The organism is Actinomadura mexicana, assembly GCF_900188105.1.
Classification (GTDB): domain Bacteria; phylum Actinomycetota; class Actinomycetes; order Streptosporangiales; family Streptosporangiaceae; genus Spirillospora; species Spirillospora mexicana.
This window is the reverse complement of record NZ_FZNP01000005.1, coordinates 121,455-142,203: the sequence shown is the minus strand read 5'-3', so window position 1 is coordinate 142,203 and position 20,749 is coordinate 121,455. Positions and strand designations below refer to the sequence as shown.

The 20,749-nt window shown below is 72.7% G+C and carries 16 protein-coding genes and 1 tRNA gene; 13 read left to right on the top strand and 4 right to left on the bottom strand.

Annotated features, from left to right (window positions below; translation table 11 throughout):
- The first annotated feature begins 81 nt into the window (after positions 1–81).
- The 9 genes from CHC11_RS14610 to CHC11_RS14570 all read left to right on the top strand — a co-directional run bounded on the left by CHC11_RS14610 (position 82) and on the right by CHC11_RS14570 (position 13,010).
- Positions 82–573 carry a vitamin K epoxide reductase family protein gene (locus tag CHC11_RS14610; protein ID WP_089312260.1) on the top strand — a complete coding sequence of 164 codons (492 nt, stop codon included), beginning with the start codon at positions 82–84 and terminating at the stop codon, positions 571–573.
- Between the two features lie 56 nt (positions 574–629).
- Positions 630–1,406 carry a DsbA family protein gene (locus tag CHC11_RS14605; RefSeq protein WP_089312259.1) on the top strand — a complete coding sequence of 259 codons (777 nt, stop codon included), beginning with the start codon at positions 630–632 and terminating at the stop codon, positions 1,404–1,406.
- Positions 1,407–1,558: 152 nt separating this feature from the next.
- Positions 1,559–2,407, top strand: a complete 849-nt coding sequence (locus tag CHC11_RS14600; protein WP_089312258.1) for a DsbA family protein — start codon at positions 1,559–1,561, stop codon at positions 2,405–2,407.
- Between the two features lie 43 nt (positions 2,408–2,450).
- Complete coding sequence (gene lgt, locus CHC11_RS14595) at positions 2,451–3,776, top strand: prolipoprotein diacylglyceryl transferase (RefSeq protein WP_089312257.1); 1,326 nt, start codon at positions 2,451–2,453, stop codon at positions 3,774–3,776.
- Positions 3,777–3,788: 12 nt separating this feature from the next.
- Positions 3,789–4,514, top strand: coding sequence for a VIT1/CCC1 transporter family protein (locus tag CHC11_RS14590; RefSeq protein ID WP_245919218.1), 726 nt, complete (start codon positions 3,789–3,791; stop codon positions 4,512–4,514).
- Positions 4,515–4,584: 70 nt separating this feature from the next.
- The gene (locus CHC11_RS14585) at positions 4,585–5,376 is read left to right on the top strand and encodes a hypothetical protein (RefSeq protein WP_089312256.1); all 792 of its coding nucleotides are present in this window, start codon (positions 4,585–4,587) and stop codon (positions 5,374–5,376) included.
- Between the two features lie 37 nt (positions 5,377–5,413).
- Entirely contained in the window at positions 5,414–6,631 is a 1,218-nt protein-coding gene (locus tag CHC11_RS14580; RefSeq protein ID WP_143227068.1) for a hypothetical protein, read from the top strand.
- A gap of 325 nt (positions 6,632–6,956) precedes the next feature.
- Positions 6,957–11,528, top strand: coding sequence for a glutamate synthase large subunit (gene gltB / locus CHC11_RS14575; protein WP_089312254.1), 4,572 nt, complete (start codon positions 6,957–6,959; stop codon positions 11,526–11,528).
- A gap of 18 nt (positions 11,529–11,546) precedes the next feature.
- The gene (locus tag CHC11_RS14570; RefSeq protein ID WP_089312253.1) at positions 11,547–13,010 is read left to right on the top strand and encodes a glutamate synthase subunit beta; all 1,464 of its coding nucleotides are present in this window, start codon (positions 11,547–11,549) and stop codon (positions 13,008–13,010) included.
- Between the two features lie 188 nt (positions 13,011–13,198).
- On the opposite strand, the gene CHC11_RS14565 is transcribed toward CHC11_RS14570, so the two are convergent.
- The gene (locus CHC11_RS14565) at positions 13,199–14,626 is read right to left on the bottom strand and encodes a pyridoxal phosphate-dependent decarboxylase family protein (RefSeq protein ID WP_089312252.1); all 1,428 of its coding nucleotides are present in this window, start codon (positions 14,624–14,626) and stop codon (positions 13,199–13,201) included.
- 309 nt (positions 14,627–14,935) lie between these two features.
- On the opposite strand from CHC11_RS14565, the gene CHC11_RS14560 reads away from it, so the two are divergent.
- Positions 14,936–15,796 carry a hypothetical protein gene (locus CHC11_RS14560; protein WP_089312251.1) on the top strand — a complete coding sequence of 287 codons (861 nt, stop codon included), beginning with the start codon at positions 14,936–14,938 and terminating at the stop codon, positions 15,794–15,796.
- A gap of 16 nt (positions 15,797–15,812) precedes the next feature.
- Here CHC11_RS14560 and CHC11_RS14555 read toward each other — a convergent pair whose 3' ends face one another.
- On the bottom strand, positions 15,813–16,496 hold the full coding sequence (locus tag CHC11_RS14555) for a helix-turn-helix transcriptional regulator (RefSeq protein WP_218826096.1): 684 nt from the start codon (positions 16,494–16,496) through the stop codon (positions 15,813–15,815).
- Positions 16,497–16,560: 64 nt separating this feature from the next.
- On the opposite strand from CHC11_RS14555, the gene CHC11_RS14550 reads away from it, so the two are divergent.
- Together CHC11_RS14550 and pyk are read left to right on the top strand one after the other, a co-directional pair.
- Positions 16,561–17,118, top strand: coding sequence for a type 1 glutamine amidotransferase domain-containing protein (locus CHC11_RS14550; RefSeq protein ID WP_089312250.1), 558 nt, complete (start codon positions 16,561–16,563; stop codon positions 17,116–17,118).
- Positions 17,119–17,227: 109 nt separating this feature from the next.
- Positions 17,228–18,658 (top strand): pyruvate kinase, encoded by a 1,431-nt coding sequence (pyk, locus tag CHC11_RS14545; RefSeq protein WP_089312583.1) that lies wholly within the window; start codon positions 17,228–17,230, stop codon positions 18,656–18,658.
- 167 nt (positions 18,659–18,825) lie between these two features.
- On the opposite strand, the gene CHC11_RS14540 is transcribed toward pyk, so the two are convergent.
- Both CHC11_RS14540 and CHC11_RS14535 read right to left on the bottom strand, forming a co-directional pair.
- Positions 18,826–19,578, bottom strand: coding sequence for a helix-turn-helix domain-containing protein (locus tag CHC11_RS14540; protein ID WP_089312249.1), 753 nt, complete (start codon positions 19,576–19,578; stop codon positions 18,826–18,828).
- Between the two features lie 222 nt (positions 19,579–19,800).
- Positions 19,801–19,884, bottom strand: a tRNA-Leu gene (locus CHC11_RS14535).
- 94 nt (positions 19,885–19,978) lie between these two features.
- Between CHC11_RS14535 and CHC11_RS14530 the strand changes: the two genes are divergently transcribed.
- A complete protein-coding gene (locus tag CHC11_RS14530) occupies positions 19,979–20,581 on the top strand; it encodes an ANTAR domain-containing response regulator (protein WP_281258320.1) in 603 nt (200 codons plus the stop codon).
- The last annotated feature ends 168 nt before the right edge of the window (positions 20,582–20,749 follow it).

The window sequence follows — 20,749 nt, the reverse complement described above, 5'->3', positions numbered from 1 at the left end:
TCGCCCGAGTTGAAGGCTTGTGGGGCCGCCCGCAGCCAATAGGGTGTGGTCGCCGGTAAAGGCGGTCCCGGAAGGATCACGATGACGCAAGAGATGACGGTGAAGGACCGGGCCGGGGCCGCGGGGCAGCCGCTGCCCCCCGCGTGGCTCCAGATCACGGCGTGGGTGCTGACCCTCGCCGGGCTCGGCATCTCCGTGTACCTCACGATCTCGCACTACGACGAGGGCGCCCTGGTGTGCTCCGCGTCCAGGACGGTGGACTGCCACGCCGTCACCACCAGCGAGTACTCCACCCTGGCGGGCATCCCGATGCCGCTGTACGGCCTCGCGTTCTTCGTGGCGTTCGGCGCCCTGATGACGCCGTGGGCGCTGCGGTCGACCTGGCCGCCCCTGCGCTGGGGACGGGTCGCGTCGGTCGCGGTGGGCGTGCTGTTCGTGGTCTACCTGGTCACCGTGGAGCTGGCGCTCCTGCACAAGATCTGCCTGTGGTGCACCGGCGTCCACGCCGTCACCGTCCTGTTGTTCCTCCTCGTTCTGGCCGACGAATTCCGGCGAATCGGCCAGGTCGACTAGTCTCGCCATAGCGCGCCGCACGGTGCCGGCGCGGGTCCGCACGCTTAGGAGAACCAATGAGCAAGGCCGCACGAGAGCGGTCCGCGAGGGAGCGCCTGGCCGCCGAGCGCAAGCGGCAGGCGGCGCGGGACAAGCAGCGGCGGCTGCTCGCGATCGTCCTCGGGTCGGTGGTGGCCGTGGCGGTGGTCGTGGTCGCGACCGTCCTCATCATCGACCAGAAGAACAAGAACGGCCGGGCCGAGGTGCACCAGGGCGCGCTCGCCCCCGTCAGCCGCCAGGCCGACGGCTCCGTCCTGATGGCGCAGTCCGGGGTGAGCAAGCCGGAGCTGGAGATCTTCGAGGACTTCCAGTGCCCGATCTGCAAGCAGTTCGAGGCGGCCACCGGCAAGACCGTCGAGCAGCTCGCCCAGCAGGGCAAGGTCAAGGTCGTCTACCGGCCGTTCCACCTGTTCGGACAGCAGAAGGACCCCGTCCGGATCAACTCGCTGCGGTCGGCCGAGGCGGCGCTGTGCGTCCCCGCCGGCCAGTGGGTCTCCTACCACGACGCGCTCTTCAAGTTCCAGCCCCCCGAGGGCGAGAAGGGCTTCTCGCCCGACGACCTCGTCAAGTGGGGCAAGGACGTCGGCGTCACCGACGCGAACTTCGAGAAGTGCGTGCGGGACGAGCAGAAGAAGTCCACGGTCGACGCGATGACCAAGTACGCCCTGCAGGACCGCGGCGTCGAGGGCACGCCGAGCGTCTTCCTGAACGGCAAGCAGCTCGACCAGTCGCAGTTCATGAACCCCGCCGGCCTGCGGGCCGCGATCGAGTCCGCGGCCGCCGCCAGCAAGTGACCGGCCGCGTCCGGGACGCCCGAACGCCGAAGCGCCACGCCGCGCCGCCCCCTCCGGGACGGCGCGGCGTGGCGCTTTGCACCGCCCGGCGCGCCCGCGCCCGCTACGCTCGTAGACGCTCACCAACACGCAGAGTGGCGATCGGGGGATCGATGAGCGAGCAGGGCAGGGAACCGTCCGCACGCGAGCGGCTCGCGGACGATCGGGCGCGGGCGGCGGCCCGGCTGCGGCGCCGGCGGGCGCTGCTGGTCGTCCTCGGCGCCGTCGCCGCCGCGGCGGCCGCGGTCGTGGTGGTCGTCGTCGCGCTCTCGCGCAACGGCGAGGAGCCGCTGCGCAACTCCTACAAGGGCGCGCTGGCGCCCGCCGCCCGCCAGCCGGACGGGTCGGTCGCCATGGCGCAGCCGGGGGTCGCCTCGCCTGTCCTGGACGTCTGGGAGGACTTCCAGTGCCCCGCCTGCAAGGCGATGGAGGAGCGGGTCGGCGCGACGATGAAGGAGCTCGCCGCGCAGGGCAAGGTCAAGGTCGTCTACCGGCCGTTCCAGCTCTTCCAGCAGGACCCGCTGATGTCCAACTCGCGGCGGGCCGCGAACGCCGCCGCCTGCATGCCCGCCGACCACTGGGTCACCTACCACGACAAGCTCTACGCCGAGCAGCCCGCCGAGGGCGACACGGGCTTCTCCGCCCGTGACCTCGTCGCATGGGGCGAGCGGCTGGGGGTCGCCGACCCGTCCTTCGCCGCCTGCGTCCGCGGCGACCAGAAGATCAAGACGGTGAACCAGGCGAGCGCCCAGGCCGGCCGGGCGGGCGTCGACGCGACCCCGTACCTCGCGCTGAACGGCAGGAAGGTCGGCAACGAAGCGCTGGCCTCGCCGAACGACCTCAGGAAGGCCGTCGCGGACGCCGGCGGCGGCGCGCCCGTCCCGGGGAGCACGCAGTCCAGCGGCACGGCGGGCGGCGCCGGCGCGGGGGCGGCGAAGATGACGATCTCGTCGCGGTCCTAGAGGAGGCGCGCGCTGTGCCCCGGAGACGGTAACGTCAACGGTCATGCACCCGGTCGCCTACATACCGAGTCCCTCGCAGGGCGTCTGGCACCTCGGCCCCGTGCCGCTGCGCGCCTACGCCATCATGATCATTCTCGGCATCGTCGCCGCCGTCTGGCTGGGCGAGCGCCGCTGGGCCGCCAAGGGCGGCACCCCCGGCGTGATCATCGATGTGGCCGTGTGGGCGGTGCCGTTCGGCCTGGTCGGCGGGCGGCTCTACCACGTGGTCACCGACTACCAGCGCTACTTCGGCGAGGACGGCGACCCGGTCCGGGCGCTGGAGATCTGGAAGGGCGGCCTCGGCATCTGGGGCGCCGTCGCGCTCGGCGCGGTCGGTGCGATCATCGGCTGCCGGCGGCGCGGGATCTCGGTGCTGGCGCTCGGGGACGCGGTGGCCCCCGGCATCGCGCTCGCGCAGGCGATCGGCCGCTGGGGCAACTACTGGAACCAGGAGCTGTACGGCCGCCCGCTGGACACCTTCTGGGCACTGAAGATCGATGAGAACCACCGGCCGATGCTGGACGGCGGGCCCGGCCTCGACCCCAAGTACGCCGACGTCGCCACCTACCACCCGACGTTCCTGTACGAGTCGCTGTGGTGCGTCGGCGTCGCGATCCTGGTGATCTGGGCCGACCGCCGCTACAAGCTCACCCACGGACGCGCGTTCGCCCTCTATGTCGCCGCCTACACCGTCGGGCGCGGCTGGGTCGAGGCGCTGCGCATCGACGACGCCCACCACGTCCTCGGGCTGCGGCTCAACGACTGGACGTCCATCATCGTCTTCGCCGGCGCGGTCGCCTACCTGTACCTGGCCCGCGGCCGCACCGGCCCGGAGAACGTCGGAGCCCCGGCCACCGCCGCCGAGCCGCCCGCCGCCGTCCCCGCCACGGAGGAACCCGCGGCGAAGACCGAGCCGCCGGACGGCGCCACCGCCGAAGCCGCCGTGGAGCCTACGGAAGAGGAACCGGCAGCAAAGCCCGCAGCGAAGGACGAAACGGTGCAGGACGAGGCGACCGGGGCCCGGGCACCGGAGACCGGGGAGCCCGGCGCGGAGTCCGGGGAGCCGGCGCCGACGGCCGGCGGGGAGCCCGAGCCTGTCCCCGCGACCGCGGAGGAGCCTCCGGCGCCGGAAGCGAAGGCCGTCGAGGCCGAAGAGGTCGACGAGCCGGAGAGCGAGCCCGAGGCTGAGAGCGAGGGCGAGCCCGAGGCTGAGGCCCCCGCCGAGGGCCCCGCTGCGGATGTGCCGGACGAGGCCGGGAAGAATGAGGCTGACGGTGCCGCCGGCCACGACCGGGTGGAGAAGGGGGAGCCCGTCAAGGACGGGAAGTAGGAAACGGCGACGGTGTCCGACACGGGGGAGAAGCACGGGGTCCGGCCGGAGCAGCACCACCAGCACCGGGACGTCACGGGCGGCTGGCTGCGGCCCGCGGTGTTCGGCGCGATGGACGGGCTGGTCTCCAACTTCGCACTGATCGCCGGAGTCGCGGGCGGCCAGGCGACCCAGAAGGTCGTGCTGCTGGCGGGCCTCGCGGGCCTGGCGGCGGGCGCGTTCTCGATGGCGGCGGGGGAGTACATCTCGGTCGCCTCCCAGTCGGAACTGGCGGAGGCGGAGATCGAGGTGGAGCGGCTGGAACTGGCCCGCCACCCGGTGGCCGAGCAGCGGGAGCTGGCCGAGGTCTTCGAGGCGCGCGGCGTCGACCCCGAGACGGCCGCCGAGGTCGCGCGGCAGCTGTCCCGCGACCCCGACGAGGCGCTGGAGGTGCACACCCGGGAGGAGCTCGGGGTGACGCCCGGCGACCTGCCCTCCCCGGTCCTGGCGGCGGGCTCGTCGTTCCTGTCGTTCGCGGTCGGCGCGCTGCTGCCGGTGCTGCCGTACCTGCTGGGCGCGACCAGCCTGTGGCCCGCGGCGGGCATCGCGGCGCTCGGGCTCTTCTGCGCCGGGGCGCTGGTGTCGCGGATCACGGCGCGTGCGTGGTGGTTCGGCGGGTCGCGGCAGCTGCTGTTCGGCGCCGCCGCAGCGTTGATCACCTACGGGTTCGGCGCGCTGATCGGCAGTAACGGGCTCTAGCTCCAAGGAATCTGGGCGAAACACCCTTTTGGGCGCGCGAGGGGGACCCGGACCGCTAAGCTCCGGGGCTGTGATCGAGGCTTCTGACACCGGTTCCGCCGAGGCCGCAGAGGGCCGCCGGCGGGACTTCTGGCCGGACGACGAGTCCGGCCGCAAGCTCCCCAGTCCGAAGCTGCTGATGGGCGCGGTCGCCGCGCTGGTCGCGGTGGTCGTCGCGGTGGTCGCGGTGGTCCTGCTGACCGGCGGGGGCGACGAGGCGAAGCCGCAGCAGCGGGCGGTGCCGACCGCCTACGCGCCGGACTACCTCGGCGAGGGCTTCGCCAAGCTCGCCTCCCGCACGAAGGACGCCCGCCCGATCACCGAGGGCGAGGCGTTCTCCACCAAGACGCTGAAGTCGGGCAAGTACACCTTCACGCTGGCCGAGTCGAAGCTGAGCTCCGACTGCAAGGCCGCCACCTGGGGCGGCCGGCTGCAGGGCGACCTCGCCAAGTACCAGTGCAGCCAGATCGCCCGCGCGGCCTACGTCAGCGCCGACAAGAAGCACGTCGGCCAGTTCGCCGTGATCAACCTCGTGAGCGAGGAGGGCGTCAAGCAGATCCTCCGCGACCTGGAGCCGGCGACCGGCGCCGGCTGGGTGTCCCCGCTGCAGCCGAAGGGCGTCCCCGCGTTCGGGCCCGGCTTCAGCGCCGCCTACACCAAGACCTACGGCCACTACGCCGTGGTCACCTGGGTGGAGCGGGCCGGCGGCGCGCAGCCCGCCTCGCTGAACGAGATGATCGACGTGAGCCTGGTCGTCGAGAACGCCGCCGACTTCCTGTACGGGCGCCTCGACCTGGTCTCCGGCGCGAAGGCCGGGCAGTGAGCCGGCCGGGCGCCGGCGGCGGGTAGTCTGCGCGGTCGTGGACCCCGATGAGCACCGCCGCGGCTCGGGGCGGCCTCCGGTGAGCCGTCCGGGCCGCCGGCAGCCCCCCGCGCGCCGCACGGCGCAGTCCCGGTCGGGCGGCCCGCGCCGGACCCCGCCGCCCCGCCGCCCCGCACCGCGCCGGGAACGTCCCGCCCCGCCGCCTCCGCGGACGCCCTACGACGACGTCCCGTACGAGGACGCCGTCCAGGACGACGCGTTCGCGCCCGAGGACCCCCGCGCCACCCTCCCGCCCGAGGGCCCCGCCGGCGACCGGGCCCGCCCCAGGCGGCCGGAGAAGCGCGGCAAGTCCGAGCGCGGCAAGTCCGAGCCCGGCAAGGCGAAGCGCGGCAAGGCGAAGCGAGGCAAGGCCGAGCGCGGCAAGGCGAAGAATCCGGGCAGGCCCCCGGGACGCCCGGGCACGCCGGAACGCCCCGGCACGCCGGAACGCCGGCCGGCCGCGGTGCGGCGCGCGGGCGGGCCGGGCCCGAAGCTGTACTTCGGCGCGGCGGCCGTCCTGGGCGTGCTGGTGCTGCTCGGCCTCGGCGCCGTCGCCCTGAGCGGCGGCGACTCCGCCCCGAAGCCCGGGGGCGCCGCCGATGCGGCGATCGGGCGTCCCGCCGGGACGGGCCCGTCGCCGACCTCCTACTCCAGTTCGCCGTCCGGCGCGGCCTACGCCGGGATCGCGGCCCGCAGCGCGGACCCCGAACCCCTCACGGAGGGCGAGGCGTTCCCGTCCTCGGCGGCGAGGCTGCCCCTCCCGGACGGGAACGTCTCGGTGAAGCTGCGCGCCAAGCGGCTGGACGGCGACTGCGCCGCCGCCGTGTGGGGCGCATCCGTCGGCGAGGAGCTCGGGAAGGGCGGCTGCACGCAGGCGGCGCGCGGGATCTACTCCGACACCGAGCACGGGTACGCGCTGGCGGTCGCCGTGTTCAACCTCGCCGGCTCGGCGGACGCCGACCGGTTCGTCGCGAGGCTGGAGACCACGATCGGCGCGGGCTTCGTCCGGCCCCTGGAGGCGCCCGCCCCGCTGGACCGCTTCGGGCGGGGCTTCGGCATGGCGCGGGGCCTCGCGATGGGGCACTTCGCGGTGGTGTCGTGGGCGCAGCGCCTGGACGGCAGGGGCGACGAGAAGGACGAGAACCTGCTGTCGCTGCTGATCGAGGGCGGCAAGGCCCCGGCGGTGCTCGGCCGCGCGGCCCGCGGGACCGGCTGAGCCCCGTCCGGCCGCATCCGGTTTCAGAGTCCGCCCCGGTTCTGGGGGAGGGCACTTTTCGGTAGGTCTTCGGCGCGCCGCCTTAAACATCGCGTTCCGGTGATGAGGCTCACCGAGGTCACAGCGTTCCGCGCCCCGGCCCGGCCGGTAGCCTGGTCTAAACCAATGTGAGATGACGCAGGTCCGATCGCCACGAAGAAGTTTCGCGATCTGGTGCAGTCGGGCATGATCCCGGCAGTGATGTAATGTCATCTCACCGCAGCAGGGCCAACGCCGTCCCGTGCCGCACTGACATCGAAGCAGTGACACGACGACGGGAGGGTTGATGGCTGCTGCTGCCCTCACACCTGATGGCCGTGCACCGGGCCGCCCCCAGCCGCAGGGCCTGTACGACCCGGCCAACGAGCATGACGCCTGCGGCGTCGGCATTGTCGCCGACCTGTACGGACGCAAGAGCCACGACATCGTCCAGAACGCCCTGGACGTCCTGAAGAACCTGGACCACCGCGGGGCCGTCGGCGCCGAGCCGGACGACGGCGACGGAGTCGGCATCCTCGTCCAGATCCCGGACGCGTTCTTCCGCGAGGTCTGCGACTTCCCGCTCCCCGATGCGGGCGGCTACGCGGCCGGCATCGCGTTCCTTCCCGCGGACCGCGACGAGCGCGCCGCCGCGGTCGCGCACATCGAGACGCTGTGCGTGCAGGAGGGCCTGACGGTCCTCGGCTGGCGCGAGCTTCCGCACGACCCCGCCTTCACCGGCCCGGCCGCCCGCCGGGTCATGCCGCACTTCGCGCAGATGTTCCTCGCCCCCGCGGACGGCGGCCCGCACGAGGGCAGGACCGGCCTGGAGCTGGACCGCGCCGTGTTCTGCATGCGCGAGCGCGCCGAGCAGGACGTGCGGGTCTACTTCCCGAGCCTGTCCAGCCGCACGATCGTCTACAAGGGGATGCTGACGACCCCGCAGCTGGAGCCGTTCTTCCCCGACCTGTCGGACCGCCGCTTCACCAGCGCGATCGCGCTGGTCCACTCGCGGTTCTCGACCAACACCTTCCCGGCCTGGGAGCTGGCGCACCCGTACCGGTTCATCGCCCACAACGGCGAGATCAACACCGTGAAGGGCAACCGGAACTGGATGCGGGCCCGCGAGGCGCTGCTGAAGTCCGACCTCCTCCCCGGCGACCTCTCCCGGATCTTCCCGGTGATCGACATCGAGGCGTCCGACACCGCGTCGTTCGACGAGTGCCTGGAGCTGCTGCACCTCGGCGGCCGGTCGCTGCCGCACGCGGTGCTGATGATGATCCCGGAGGCGTGGGAGAACCACACCGAGATGGACGCCGACCGCCGGGCGTTCTACGAGTTCCACTCCACCCTCATGGAGGCTTGGGACGGCCCCGCCAGCGTCAGCTTCACCGACGGCACCGTCGTCGGCGCGGTCCTGGACCGCAACGGGCTGCGCCCGGGCCGGTACTGGGTGACCGACGACGGCCTGGTCGTGCTGGCCAGCGAGGCCGGCGTGCTCGACATCCCCGCCGCCAAGGTCGTCCGCAAGGGCCGCCTGCAGCCCGGCAAGATCTTCCTCGTCGACACCGCCGCCGGGCGGATCGTCGAGGACGACGAGGTCAAGGCCGAGCTGGCCGCCGAGCACCCCTACGGGAAGTGGCTGCACGAGGGCCTGGTCCGGTTCGAGGAGCTGCCGCAGCGCGAGCGGGAGATCCCGACCCACGAGACGCTCGTCCGGCGGCAGCAGACGTTCGGTTACACCCTCGAAGAGCAGCGGATCATCCTGACGCCGATGGCGCGGACGGGCGCGGAGCCGATCGGGTCGATGGGCACCGACACCCCGATCGCGGTGCTCTCCGAGCGCCCGCGGCTGCTGTTCGACTACTTCAAGCAGCTGTTCGCGCAGGTCACGAACCCGCCGCTGGACGCGATCCGCGAGGAGCTCGTCACCTCGCTGCAGTCCACGCTCGGCCCGGAGGGCAACCTGCTGGAGCCGGGCCCGGAGTCGTGCCGGCGCCTGGTGCTGCCGACCCCGATCCTGGACAACGACGAACTGTCCAAGATCATTCACATCGACGACGAGGGGTCGCTGCCGCACCTGGCCGCCTACGTCGTGCACGGCCTGTACGACGTCGCCGGCGGGGGAGAGGCCCTGCAGGCCCGCCTGGAGGAGATCAACTCCGAGGTCAGCCGGGCCATCGAGGCCGGCGCGCGGATCATCGTGCTGTCGGACCGCGGCGCCGACTCCGCCCGCGCCGCGATCCCGTCGCTGCTGCTGACCGGGGCCGTGCACCACCACCTGATCCGCGAGAAGACCCGCACCCAGGTCGGCCTGGTGATCGAGACGGGCGAGGCCCGCGAGTGCCACCACATGGCGCTGCTCATCGGGTACGGCGCGTCCGCGATCAACCCGTACCTGGCGATCGAGACCGTCGAGGACCTCGTGCGCGGCGGTCTGATCGAGGGGCCGGACCCGGCCAGGGCCGCCCGGAACCTGGTGAAGGCCTACGGCAAGGGCGTCCTGAAGGTCATGTCGAAGATGGGCGTGTCCACGGTCGCGTCCTACACCGGCGCGCAGATCTTCGAGGCGATCGGGCTCGGCGCGGACGTGGTGGCGCGGTGCTTCACCGGCACCACCTCCCGTCTCGGCGGCGTCGGCTTCGACGTGCTGGCCCGCGAGGTCGCCGAGCGGCACGCCCGCGCCTACCCGCCGGGCGGCAACGAGCTGGCGCACCGCACCCTGGAGGGCGGCGGCGAGTACCAGTGGCGCCGCGAGGGCGAGCCGCACCTGTTCAACCCGGACACGGTGTTCAAGCTGCAGCACGCCACCCGCACCCGCCGCTACGAGATCTTCAAGGAGTACACCTCCAAGGTCGACTCGCAGGCCGAGAAGCTGATGACGCTCCGCGGGCTGTTCCAGCTCCGCGAGGGCGACCGGGAGCCGGTGCCGATCGAGGAGGTCGAGCCGGTATCGGAGATCGTGAAGCGGTTCTCCACCGGCGCGATGTCCTACGGCTCCATCTCGGCGGAGGCGCACGAGACCCTCGCCATCGCGATGAACCGCCTCGGCGCCAAGTCCAACACCGGCGAGGGCGGCGAGGATCCGTCGCGCTTCACCCCGGACGAGAACGGCGACCTGCGGCGCAGCGCGATCAAGCAGGTGGCCTCCGGCCGGTTCGGCGTGACCTCGGAGTACCTCACCAACGCCGACGACATCCAGATCAAGATGGCGCAGGGCGCCAAGCCCGGCGAGGGCGGCCAGCTGCCCGGCCACAAGGTCTACCCGTGGATCGCCAAGACGCGGCACTCCACCCCGGGCGTCGGCCTCATCTCGCCGCCGCCGCACCACGACATCTACTCCATCGAGGACCTGGCGCAGCTCATCCACGACCTGAAGAACGCCAACCCGGCGGCGCGCGTGCACGTCAAGCTCGTCGCCGAGGTCGGGGTCGGCACGGTCGCGGCCGGGGTGTCCAAGGCGCACGCCGACGTGGTGCTCATCTCCGGGCACGACGGCGGCACGGGCGCGTCCCCGCTGACGTCGCTGAAGCACGCCGGCGCGCCGTGGGAGCTCGGCCTCGCCGAGACCCAGCAGACGCTGCTGCTGAACGGGCTGCGCGACCGCATCGTCGTGCAGACCGACGGGCAGATGAAGACGGGACGGGACGTCGTCGTCGCGGCGCTGCTCGGCGCCGAGGAGTACGGCTTCGCGACCGCGCCGCTGGTGGTGTCGGGCTGCATCATGATGCGGGTCTGCCACCTGGACACCTGCCCGGTCGGCGTCGCCACCCAGAACCCCGTGCTGCGGCAGCGGTTCTCCGGCAAGCCCGAGTTCGTGGTGAACTTCTTCGAGTTCGTGGCGCAGGAGGTCCGCGAGTACCTGGCGGCCCTCGGGTTCCGGTCGCTGGACGAGGCGATCGGCCACGTCGAGATGATCGACACCCGGGAGGCGGTCGAGCACTGGAAGGCCGCCGGACTGGACCTGGCCCCGATCCTGCACGTCCCGGCGCGGGCGGAGGGCGCGGCCCTGCACCGGACGACCGAGCAGGACCACGGGCTGGAGAAGGCCCTGGACAACACGCTGATCCAGCTCGCCGAGGGCGCGGTCTCGTTCGGCGACCCGGTGCGGCTGGAGCTGCCGATCCGCAACGTCAACCGGACGGTCGGGACCATGCTCGGCCACGAGGTGACCAAGAAGTGGGGCGGCGGCGGGCTGCCCGACGACACCATCGACGTCACCTTCACCGGTTCGGCGGGCAACTCCTTCGGCGCGTTCGTGCCGCGCGGCGTCACGCTGCGGCTGGTCGGCGACGCCAACGACTACGTCGGCAAGGGTCTGTCCGGCGGGCGCGTCATGCTGCGTCCCCCGGAGGACGCCGGGTTCGCCGCCGAGGAGCAGATCATCGGTGGCAACGTGATCCTGTACGGCGCCACGTCCGGCGAGCTGTTCGCCCGCGGCGTCGTCGGCGAGCGGTTCTGCGTCCGCAACTCCGGCGCCACCGCCGTCGTCGAGGGCGTCGGCGACCACGCCTGCGAGTACATGACCGGGGGCCGCGCGGTGATCCTCGGCCGGACGGGGCGCAACCTCGCGGCCGGCATGTCCGGCGGCATCGCCTACGTCCTGGACCTGGTGCCCGAGCGGGTCAACGGCGAGATGGTCGACCTGGAGCCGCTGGACGCCGCGGACGTGGACGCCGTCCGGGCGCTGACCGAGCGGCACCTGGCCGAGACCGGCTCGGCGGTGGCCCGGCGGCTGCTGGAGGACTGGGACGGCGCCGCCGCCCGCTTCACCAAGATCATGCCGCGCGACTACCGGCGGGTCCTGGACGCGATGGCCAAGGCCGAGGCCGAGGGGCGCGACGTCGACGAGGCCGTCATGGCCGCGGCGCAGAGCTGAGAGAGGGGGACTTCCAACATGGCTGACCCGAAGGGTTTCCTCACCGTCCGGCGGGAGCTCCCGAAGCGCCGCCCGGTCGACGTGCGGATCAGGAGCTGGTCGGAGGTCTACGAGGACTTCGGCAAGGACAGGCTGGAGAAGCAGGCGAGCCGCTGCATGGACTGCGGCATCCCGTTCTGCCACCAGGGCTGCCCGCTCGGCAACCTCATCCCCGAGTGGAACGACCTCGTGTACCGCAAGGACTGGCAGGAGGCCGTGGAGCGGCTGCACGCCACCAACAACTTCCCGGAGTTCACCGGGAGGCTGTGCCCGGCCCCGTGCGAGAGCGCCTGCGTCCTCGGCATCAACCAGGACCCGGTGGCCATCAAGCGGGTCGAGGTCGAGATCATCGACCGGGCGTTCGCGGAGGGCTGGGTGCGCCCGCAGCCGCCGGCCGTCCAGACCGGCAAGAAGGTCGCCGTGGTCGGCTCGGGGCCCGCGGGCCTCGCCGCCGCCCAGCAGCTCACCCGCGCCGGCCACGACGTCACGGTGTACGAGCGCGCCGACCGGATCGGCGGCCTGCTGCGCTACGGCATCCCCGAGTTCAAGATGGAGAAGCGGCACCTCGACCGGCGCCTCGCCCAGATGCGCGCCGAGGGCACCGCCTTCCGGACCTCGGTGAACGTGGGCGTCGACGTCACCGCCGACGACCTGCGCGCCTCCAGCGACGCCGTCGTCCTGGCGGGCGGCGCCACCGCGTGGCGCGACCTGCCCGTCCCGGGACGCGAGCTCAAGGGCGTCTACCAGGCGATGGAGTACCTGCCGCCCTCGAACAAGGTGCAGGAGGGCGACTACGACGAGTCGCCCATCTCCGCGGAGGGCAAGCACGTCGTCGTCATCGGCGGCGGCGACACCGGCGCCGACTGCATCGGCACCGCGATCCGGCAGGGCGCCGCGTCGGTCACCCAGCTGGAGATCATGCCGCGGCCGCCGGAGGCGCGCCCCGACGGCCAGCCGTGGCCGACGTACCCGATGCTGTTCAAGGTGGAGAGCGCCCACGAGGAGCTCGCCGACATGGGCGGCGACCGCGTGTACGCCGTGTCCACCACCGAGTTCGTGGGCGACGCGGACGGCAACGTCCGCGCGCTGAGGCTGGTGGAGGTCGGCGGCCCGCAGGCCGGGTTCGCGCCCGTCGAGGGCACCGAGCGGGAGATCCCCGCCGAGCTGGTCACGCTCGCCATGGGCTTCCTCGGCCCGCAGCGCGAGGGGCTGCTGGAACAGCTCGGCGTCGAGCTGGACCAGCGCGGCAACGTGGTCCGCGACCGCGACTACCGGACGTCCGTGGACGGCGTGTTCGCCGCGGGCGACATGGGCCGCGGCCAGTCCCTGATCGTCTGGGCCATCGCCGAGGGCCGCGCCGCCGCGCACGGGGTCGACGCCCACCTCGGCGGCCGGACGGACCTGCCGTACCCGATCCCGCCGACGGCGCGCCCGATCGCCTGACCCGTACAGCGAGGGGTGAGGCCCTGGAGGATCTCCTCCGGGGCCTTGCCGCCGCGCGCGAAGCGTTGCCGGTGCGGTGCGCCGGCATCGGACCATGAGAAGCGTTCGGGTGGGCGCGCCGCCCACCCCGGACACCGGCGTCCCGCGCAGGACGAGGCCCGCCCGCGACGCCATGACCGCGAGGCGGATCAGCGGGTGAGGCGGGCGCCGAGCTCACGGAGCACGTCCACCAGGCGCTCCACGTCGGGCTTCGTCGTCCGCCAGTTGAGCGGCGCCGGACGGAACACCGTCATGCCCCGGTAGGTGCTGGTCCCCGCGTAGACGCGGCCGTCGGCGAGCAGCGCCTCGCCCAAACGCGCGTTCAGCTCGTTCAGGTCCTCCTCCGCGACACCGGCCGGGCGGTACCGGAAGCACGCGATGCAGAGCCGCACCGGAGCGAGCAGCTCCAGGTCGGGCGCCGCCTCGACGAGCCCGCCCAGATGGGCGGCCACGTCGAGGTGGCGCTCCACCATCTCCCGGTACCCGTCCCGCCCGTACGCCCGCAGGGTCGCCCAGATCGGCAGCGCCCGCGCGCGGCGGGACGACTCCGGGCCGAGCATGTTGTAGTTGACCCGCTCCTCGTCGGCGTCCGGCAGGTACGCCGCGCCCCACGCCCCGAACGCGCGGCTCAGCGACGCGGGATCGCGCACGAAGGCGAACCCGCTCTCGTACGGCACGTTCAGCCACTTGTGGCCGTCCGCCGTCACCGAGTCCGCCCGCTCGACGCCCCGCGCGAGACGGGCCGTCCGGGGGCTGAGGGCCGCGAAGAGCCCGAACGCGCCGTCCACGTGCAGCCAGGCCCCGTGCCGCTCCGCCAGATCCGCCAGCTCGGCGATCGGGTCGCTGTCGCCCGTGTTCACCTCGCCGAGGTTCGCCACGATCACCGCGGGCCCGCCCGCCCCGGCGAGCGCGGCGTCCATCGCCTCAAGATCGACCCGTCCGGCGTCGTCGCGGGCGAACGTCCGCAGGGTGTCCCGCCCGCAGCCGAGGATCTGCAGCGCCTTGCGGGTGCTGACGTGCACGAGGCCGCTGGTGAACACCGGCATCGCCGGCAGCCCCGCCAGGCCCTGCGACGCGACGTCCACGCCGTGCCCCGCCGCCCACCAGTGCCGCGCGGCCGCCAGGCCCGCCACGTGCGCGAGCGTGGCGCTCGGCGTCAGCACGCCGCCGAACCCCGCGGGCAGCCCGAACAGCTCCTTCAGCCAGCGCAGGACCACCGTCTCCGCCCGCGCCGCCAGCGGCGAGGTCAGCCACAGCCCGGCCGCCTGGTCGAGCAGCGACGCCGCCCAGTCGCCCGCCATGGCCGCGGGCGTCGACCCGCCCACCACGAAGTGGAAGAACCGCGGCCCGGACGAGTGCGTCGCCGCCCCGGTGCCGATCCGCACCAGCCGCTCGACCGCGGCCACCGCGCCGTCCCCCGTGTCCGGAAGCGGCCCGTCCAGCTCGTCCAGGAGCGGGTCCTGCGCCCGGTCGTGGACGGGACGGTCCGGCAGGCTCGCCAGGTACGGCTCCGCCGCCCGCGCCACCACAGCGAGCGGGGCACCGGCGACGTCACGTTCGTCAAGCGGATCGCTCATGACGCAAGGAGATCACAGACACGGCGCAACCGGTATGTCGGGAATCGGGCGAGATAGGGCAACTTGTGGTCTTCGTGCTGGTCGGCTACGGTCCCGCCTGGGTTCGCCCTGCGGCGGCCGGCACGCCGGCGGCTCCCGCCGCGCACACGGCCACCACCGGGGGGCCGCCCGCTCCCGCACCCCGCGACGCGGGACCCCAGGGGCCCGGCCACCCACCGCTGGGGTGGCCGGGCCCACCGCGTCCACTCCCGCGACCCGCGTCCGTTTCCTACAAGACGCCCGACCACCGCCCGCCCTAGCGTCACCGGCATGAAGGTCCTGCACCGAACCGGCCTCGCGCGCGCCGCGGAGTTCATGCGCCTCAACGGCCGCCTCATCGACCGGCACCGCTTCGCCCTCCACTTCCGCGGCGGCCCCGCCGCGCCCGTCCTCGCCGCCCTCAGGGCCTACGAGAACCCCGACGGCGGATACGGGCACGCCCTCGAACCGGACCTGCGCGGCGAGGACAGCCAGCCCGTCCCCGCCCAGCACGCCTTGCAGATCCTGCACGAGGCGGGCGCCGACGCCGACCCCGCCGTCACGCGCATCGCCGGCTACCTCACCTCCATCACCGCCGACGGCGGGGGAGTGCCGTTCGTCCTGCCGACCGTCCGCACCGCCCCGCACGCCCCCTGGTGGCAGGCGCCCGACGACCCGCCCGGCGCCGTCAACCCCACCGCGACCCTCGCCGGCATGCTCCACAGGGCCGGCGCGGACCACCCCTGGCTCGGACCCGCCACCGACTTCTGCTGGCGCTACCTGGAGGCCCCCGGCGCCGAACCCGGCGGCTACGACGTCCTCGCCGCCCTGACCTTCCTCGACCACGTCCCCGACCGCGACCGCGCCGAGGCCGCCTTCACCCGCGTCCGCGACGTCCTCGCCGCCCACGCCACCAGCGACCACCAGGGACCGCTCGACTTCGCACCCGCCCCCGGCGGATACGGGCGCCGGCTCTTCGACGCCGGCGACATCGACGCCCGCCTCGACGCCCTCATCGACGAGCAGGGCGACGACGGCGGCTGGGACGTCGCCTTCCCCATCTGGACGCCCGTCACCGGCCCCGAATGGCGCGGTCACGTCACCGTCGAACGCCTCAAGACCCTGCACGCCTACGGGCGCCTCAAGCCCTGATCGGCTCCGGAGACGGTCACAGCAGGTTCCGGACGGGCTCGCCCGCCAGGTCCCGCACCTCGTGCGCGAAATGGGCCTGGTCGGCGTAACCCGCCGCCAACGCGACCTCCGCCAGCGGCCCGCCCGCCCGCGCCAGACCCAGCGCCCGCTGGAACCGCAGCACCCGCTGCAGCGTCTTCGGCCCGTACCCGAACGCCGCCAGCGACCGCCGCCGCAACTGCCGCTCGCCGATACCGAGCGCGTCCGCAACATCGCGGACCGAACCCCCCGCCAGGCCCCCGACCACCGGCGCGACGAGCGGATCCGCCGGGCCCATCCGCCCCCGCACGGCCGCCACCAGCGCCGCGCGGCGGTCGTCCGCCACCGCCACGGCCGCCGCCAGCCGGTCGGCCTCCCCGCCCCATAGCTCCCGCAACGGCACCCGCCCGTCCCGCAGAGCGTCCGCCGGGACGCCCAGCACCGGCGGCGCCGTGCCCGGCGCGAACCGCACCGCCGCGACCTCCTCGCCGGGCCGCATGACCGCCGGCATCGGGCCCGTGTCCGGCCCCGCCACCAGGATCCCGCCGCCCGTCCAGACGAGGTCCACGCAGCCGTCCGGGAGCACGCGCTGGACGAACGGCTCGGCGTCCGGCGGCAGCGCCGCCGTCCACGAGCAGGCCAGGCCCGGCGTCCGGTACTCGCGGTAGCCAGTGGGGTTCACCCTTCCTGCATACCACCCGCGTTCACGGGCAGGGCTCCAGAACGACGACCAACGGAGGAGACCGATGCCGAACAACGATCTTCAAGGCAGGACCATCGCCTTCCTGTGCGCACCCGAGGGCACCGAGCAGGTCGAGCTGACCGAGCCGTGGAAGGCCGTGGAGCAGGCCGGCGCCACACCGCGCCTGGTCTCCACGCAGTCCGGGCGGCTCCAGGCGTTCGACCACCTGGACAAGGGCGACACCTTCGCCGTCGACACCACCGTCGACGCCTCCGACCACACCGAGTTCGACGGCCTCGTCCTGCCCGGGGGCGTCGCCAACCCCGACTTCCTGCGCACCGACCCCGGCGCCGTCGCCTTCGTCCGGTCGTTCTTCGACGCGGGCAAGCCCGTCGCCGTCATCTGTCACGGCCCGTGGACCCTCATCGAGGCCGACGTCGTCCGGGGGCGCACCGTGACGTCCTGGCCGAGCCTGCGGACCGACCTGCGCAACGCGGGGGCGACGTGGGTGGACGAGGAGGTCGAGGTCTGCGAGGACGGCCCCAACGTGCTGGTCAGCAGCCGCAAGCCCGACGACCTCAAGGCGTTCTGCCAGGCCGCCGTGGAGGCGTTCAAGCGGTGACGCGGCCACATGTGGTCTAGACCTCTGACCTAGACCACTGGGTGAACCCCGGGCGACCATATCCTGCACGAATATCCGTACCGGCAAGTAACTAAGTACGGTTGTGCACGTGACCCGTCGAGCGAAGATCGTCAGCACCATCGGGCCGGCCTGCTCCAGCAGCGAGCAGATCCACGCCCTCGTCGAAGCCGGCGTCGACGTCGCCCGGCTCAACATGAGCCACGGCGAACATGCCGTCCACGAGGAGGTCTACCACCGGATCCGCGCCGCCGCCGACGCCACCGGACGCGGCGTCGGCATCCTGGCGGACCTGCAGGGCCCCAAGATCCGCATCGGGCGCTTCCCCGACGGCCCCGTACGGCTCACCCTCGGCGACGAGTTCACCATCACCACCGACGACGTCCCCGGCACCCGCCGCGAGGTGTCCACCACCTACAAGGGGCTGCCGGGCGACGTCGGCCCCGGCGACACCGTCCTCATCGACGACGGCCGCGTCGCCCTCAAGGTCACCTCCGTCGAGGGCCCCCGCGTCCACACCGCGGTCACCGTCGGCGGCATGGTGTCCGACAACAAGGGGCTCAACCTGCCCGGCGTCCCGGTCAGCGTCCCCGCCCTCACCGAGAAGGACGAGCACGACCTGCGCTGGGCCCTGCGCCTCGGCGTCGACCTCGTCGCCCTGTCCTTCGTCCGCACCCCCGCCGACGCCGACATCTGCTACCAGATCATGGAGGAGGAGGGCGTCCGCGTCCCCCTCATCGGCAAGATCGAGAAGCCGCAGGCCGTCGAGCGGCTCCCCGAGATCGTCGCCGCCTTCGACGGCATCATGGTGGCCCGCGGCGACCTCGGCGTCGAGATGCCCCTCGAACAGGTGCCGATCGTCCAGAAGCGCGCCATCGAGCTGTGCCGCGAGAAGGCCCGCCCGGTCATCGTCGCCACCCAGATGCTCGAATCCATGATCTCCGCGCCCCGCCCCACCCGCGCCGAGACCTCCGACGTCGCCAACGCCGTCTTCGAGGGCGCCGACGCCGTCATGCTCTCCGGCGAGACCAGCGTCGGCCAGTACCCCATCGAGTCCGTCCTCACGATGAGCCGGATCGTGCAGACCGCCGAGCAGGCCTCCCTCCAGGCCACCCACACCCTGGAGCGGATGCCCGAGACCGTCGGCGGCGCCATCGCCCGCGCCGCCGCCGAGGTCGGCGCGATCGTCGGGGCCGAGGCCCTCGCCGCCTTCACCATGTCCGGCGAGACCGCCCGGCGCCTGTCCCGCTACCGCTCGCCGATCCCGCTGCTCGCCTTCACCTCCGTGCCCGCCGTCCGCGGCAGGCTCGCCCACGTCTGGGGCGTCGAGACCTTCATCGTCCCCCAGGTCGACCACACCGACACCATGGTCCGCCAGGTCGAGCAGGCCCTCCTCGAACTCGGCCGGTTCCAGAAGGGCGACAAGGTCGTCGTCGTCGCCGGCTCGCCCCCCGGCACCGCCGGCTCGACGAACGCCCTGCGCGTGCACAGCCTCGGCGACGCCATCGCCATCCCCCACTGACCAACCACCCTGCCGGGCACCGCGCGACCCGCACCCCGCGCGGTGCCCGGCCTCCTCCTCCGCACTATCCCGGCACCGAGCCGGTCGCAGAACCCGCAGGTCTTGCGCGTAGCGCACCAATCACCGCCCGGTCTCATTTCCACGACGCTCCGGAAGCCCGCCGCCCCTCAGTACTTCGGCCCGACGAACTCGTCCAGCCGCGCCACCGCCTCCTTCTTCGCGACCGAGATGTTCTTCCCGTTCATCTGCGTCCACGCGATCCCGAGCCGATCCAGCGCACCGGTGAACAACCCCTGGATGTCCAGCGACACATTCGCGAAGTTGTAACGGGGGTACTCGTACCAGCGGTCCCCGTTTCCGAGGCGCTTGCGCACGCGGTTCGCGACCCGGCACCCGTCCGAGTGGATCAGCCCGCGGACGAACTCCTCGGTGCGCTCGTCGACGATCTCCCGCTGCCACCCCGCCAACTCGATCTTTCGCGTGTGCTTCATCCCCGGCCCGTGTTGGGGGAACAGGCAGGGCCAGTGAGTGGAGTACGACCCCACCATTGTGCAGCCGGGTTTCCGGCGGCGTCCGACCCGGGACGAAAGGACCGCGCCCACCGCCTCGGCGGCGGAATCGATCAGGCCCGGCCAGGCGTCGGAACAGGCGATCTCCAGGCGGTAGACGCCATTGCGCTGCCGGGCGAGATGTCCGTCGCCGAGGTACAGACCGAGAAGGTAGGAATAGGCTGCGGGATCGACTGCCCGATCGTGACAACGTGGACATAACGGGGGAGTGCGGCTCGCGGCCTTTTCGGGGTGCTTCTTCCAGTTGCCCAATGTGGACGTGGGGATGCCGGTCTGTCGGTGGACTTCAGCAATCGTGAACCCCGCCGCCAACAGGCGTAACGCCAGCGGGCGCTGTCGCGGATCGTACATGCTCGTAGTCTTGCGGACGCCACTGACAGTCCTTGCCTGATCACTCTCCGTGACATGCCTGGGCGGCGCTATTGCTGATCCTGAAGCTGTCCTGAAACGGAAGTAGCGCGCGGCGATGTCATTCATGCGCACGATGCTGCGCGCCTGCAAGAGAGCCGCCGTCTCGCTATGGCGAACCGGCGGCGGGGAGTGGAGAAGGTGAAGGTAAGCGCCTGGCTGAAGTGCCGGGAGCGGGACTCGAACCCGCACGCCCTTTCGGACAAATCCTTTTGAGGGATTCGCGTCTGCCTATTTCGCCATCCCGGCATATTTATCCGGACATGTCCCCTGGTGTCCGTATCGCCCTGCAAGAGGCGGGGCGACGGGGACCAGGGTAGCGGGTTTCGGTAGGGTCGTGGGCGTGGAGAGCGCTCGGCGGGTTGTGATCGCGGAAGACGAGGCCCTGATCAGGCTGGACCTGAAGGAGATGCTTCAGGAGGACGGCTACGAGGTGGTCGGGGAGGCCGGGGACGGTGAGACGGCCGTCCGGCTGGCCGGGGAGCTGAAGCCCGACCTCGTGATTCTTGACGTGAAGATGCCCGTGCTGGACGGCATCTCGGCGGCCGAGCGGATCTCCGCGGAGCGGATCGCGCCGGTGGTGATCCTCACCGCGTTCTCGCAGCGCGAGCTCGTCCAGCGGGCGACCGACGCGGGCGCGATGGCCTACCTCGTCAAGCCGTTCTCCAAGACCGACCTCATGCCGGCGATCGAGATGGCGGTGAGCCGGTACACCGAGCTGCGCGCGCTGGAGGCCGAGGTCGCGGGGCTGCAGGACCGGCTGGAGACGCGCAAGGTGGTCGACCGGGCCAAGGGGCTGCTGCAGCAGGCCCACGGGTGGTCCGAGCCCGAGGCGTTCCGGTGGATCCAGAAGACCTCGATGGACCGGCGGCTCACGATGCGGGCCGTCGCCGAGGCCGTCGTGGCGGGTGCCTCCGGAGGCGGGGACGAGTCCGCCGCGGGCTGACTCCTCGGCGTGGTTCGAACCCCGGTTGTCAAGGTCCAAAGCCCAGGTGCCGGACCGGGCCGTTGACGTCACGTTTCGTAATCGTCCCAGGCAACGCCCGGTATCGGATGGGCACAGGGGAGTAACGAACGAGTAACCCTTCGATCCGGGGGTCCTGTTCTGGGGTGG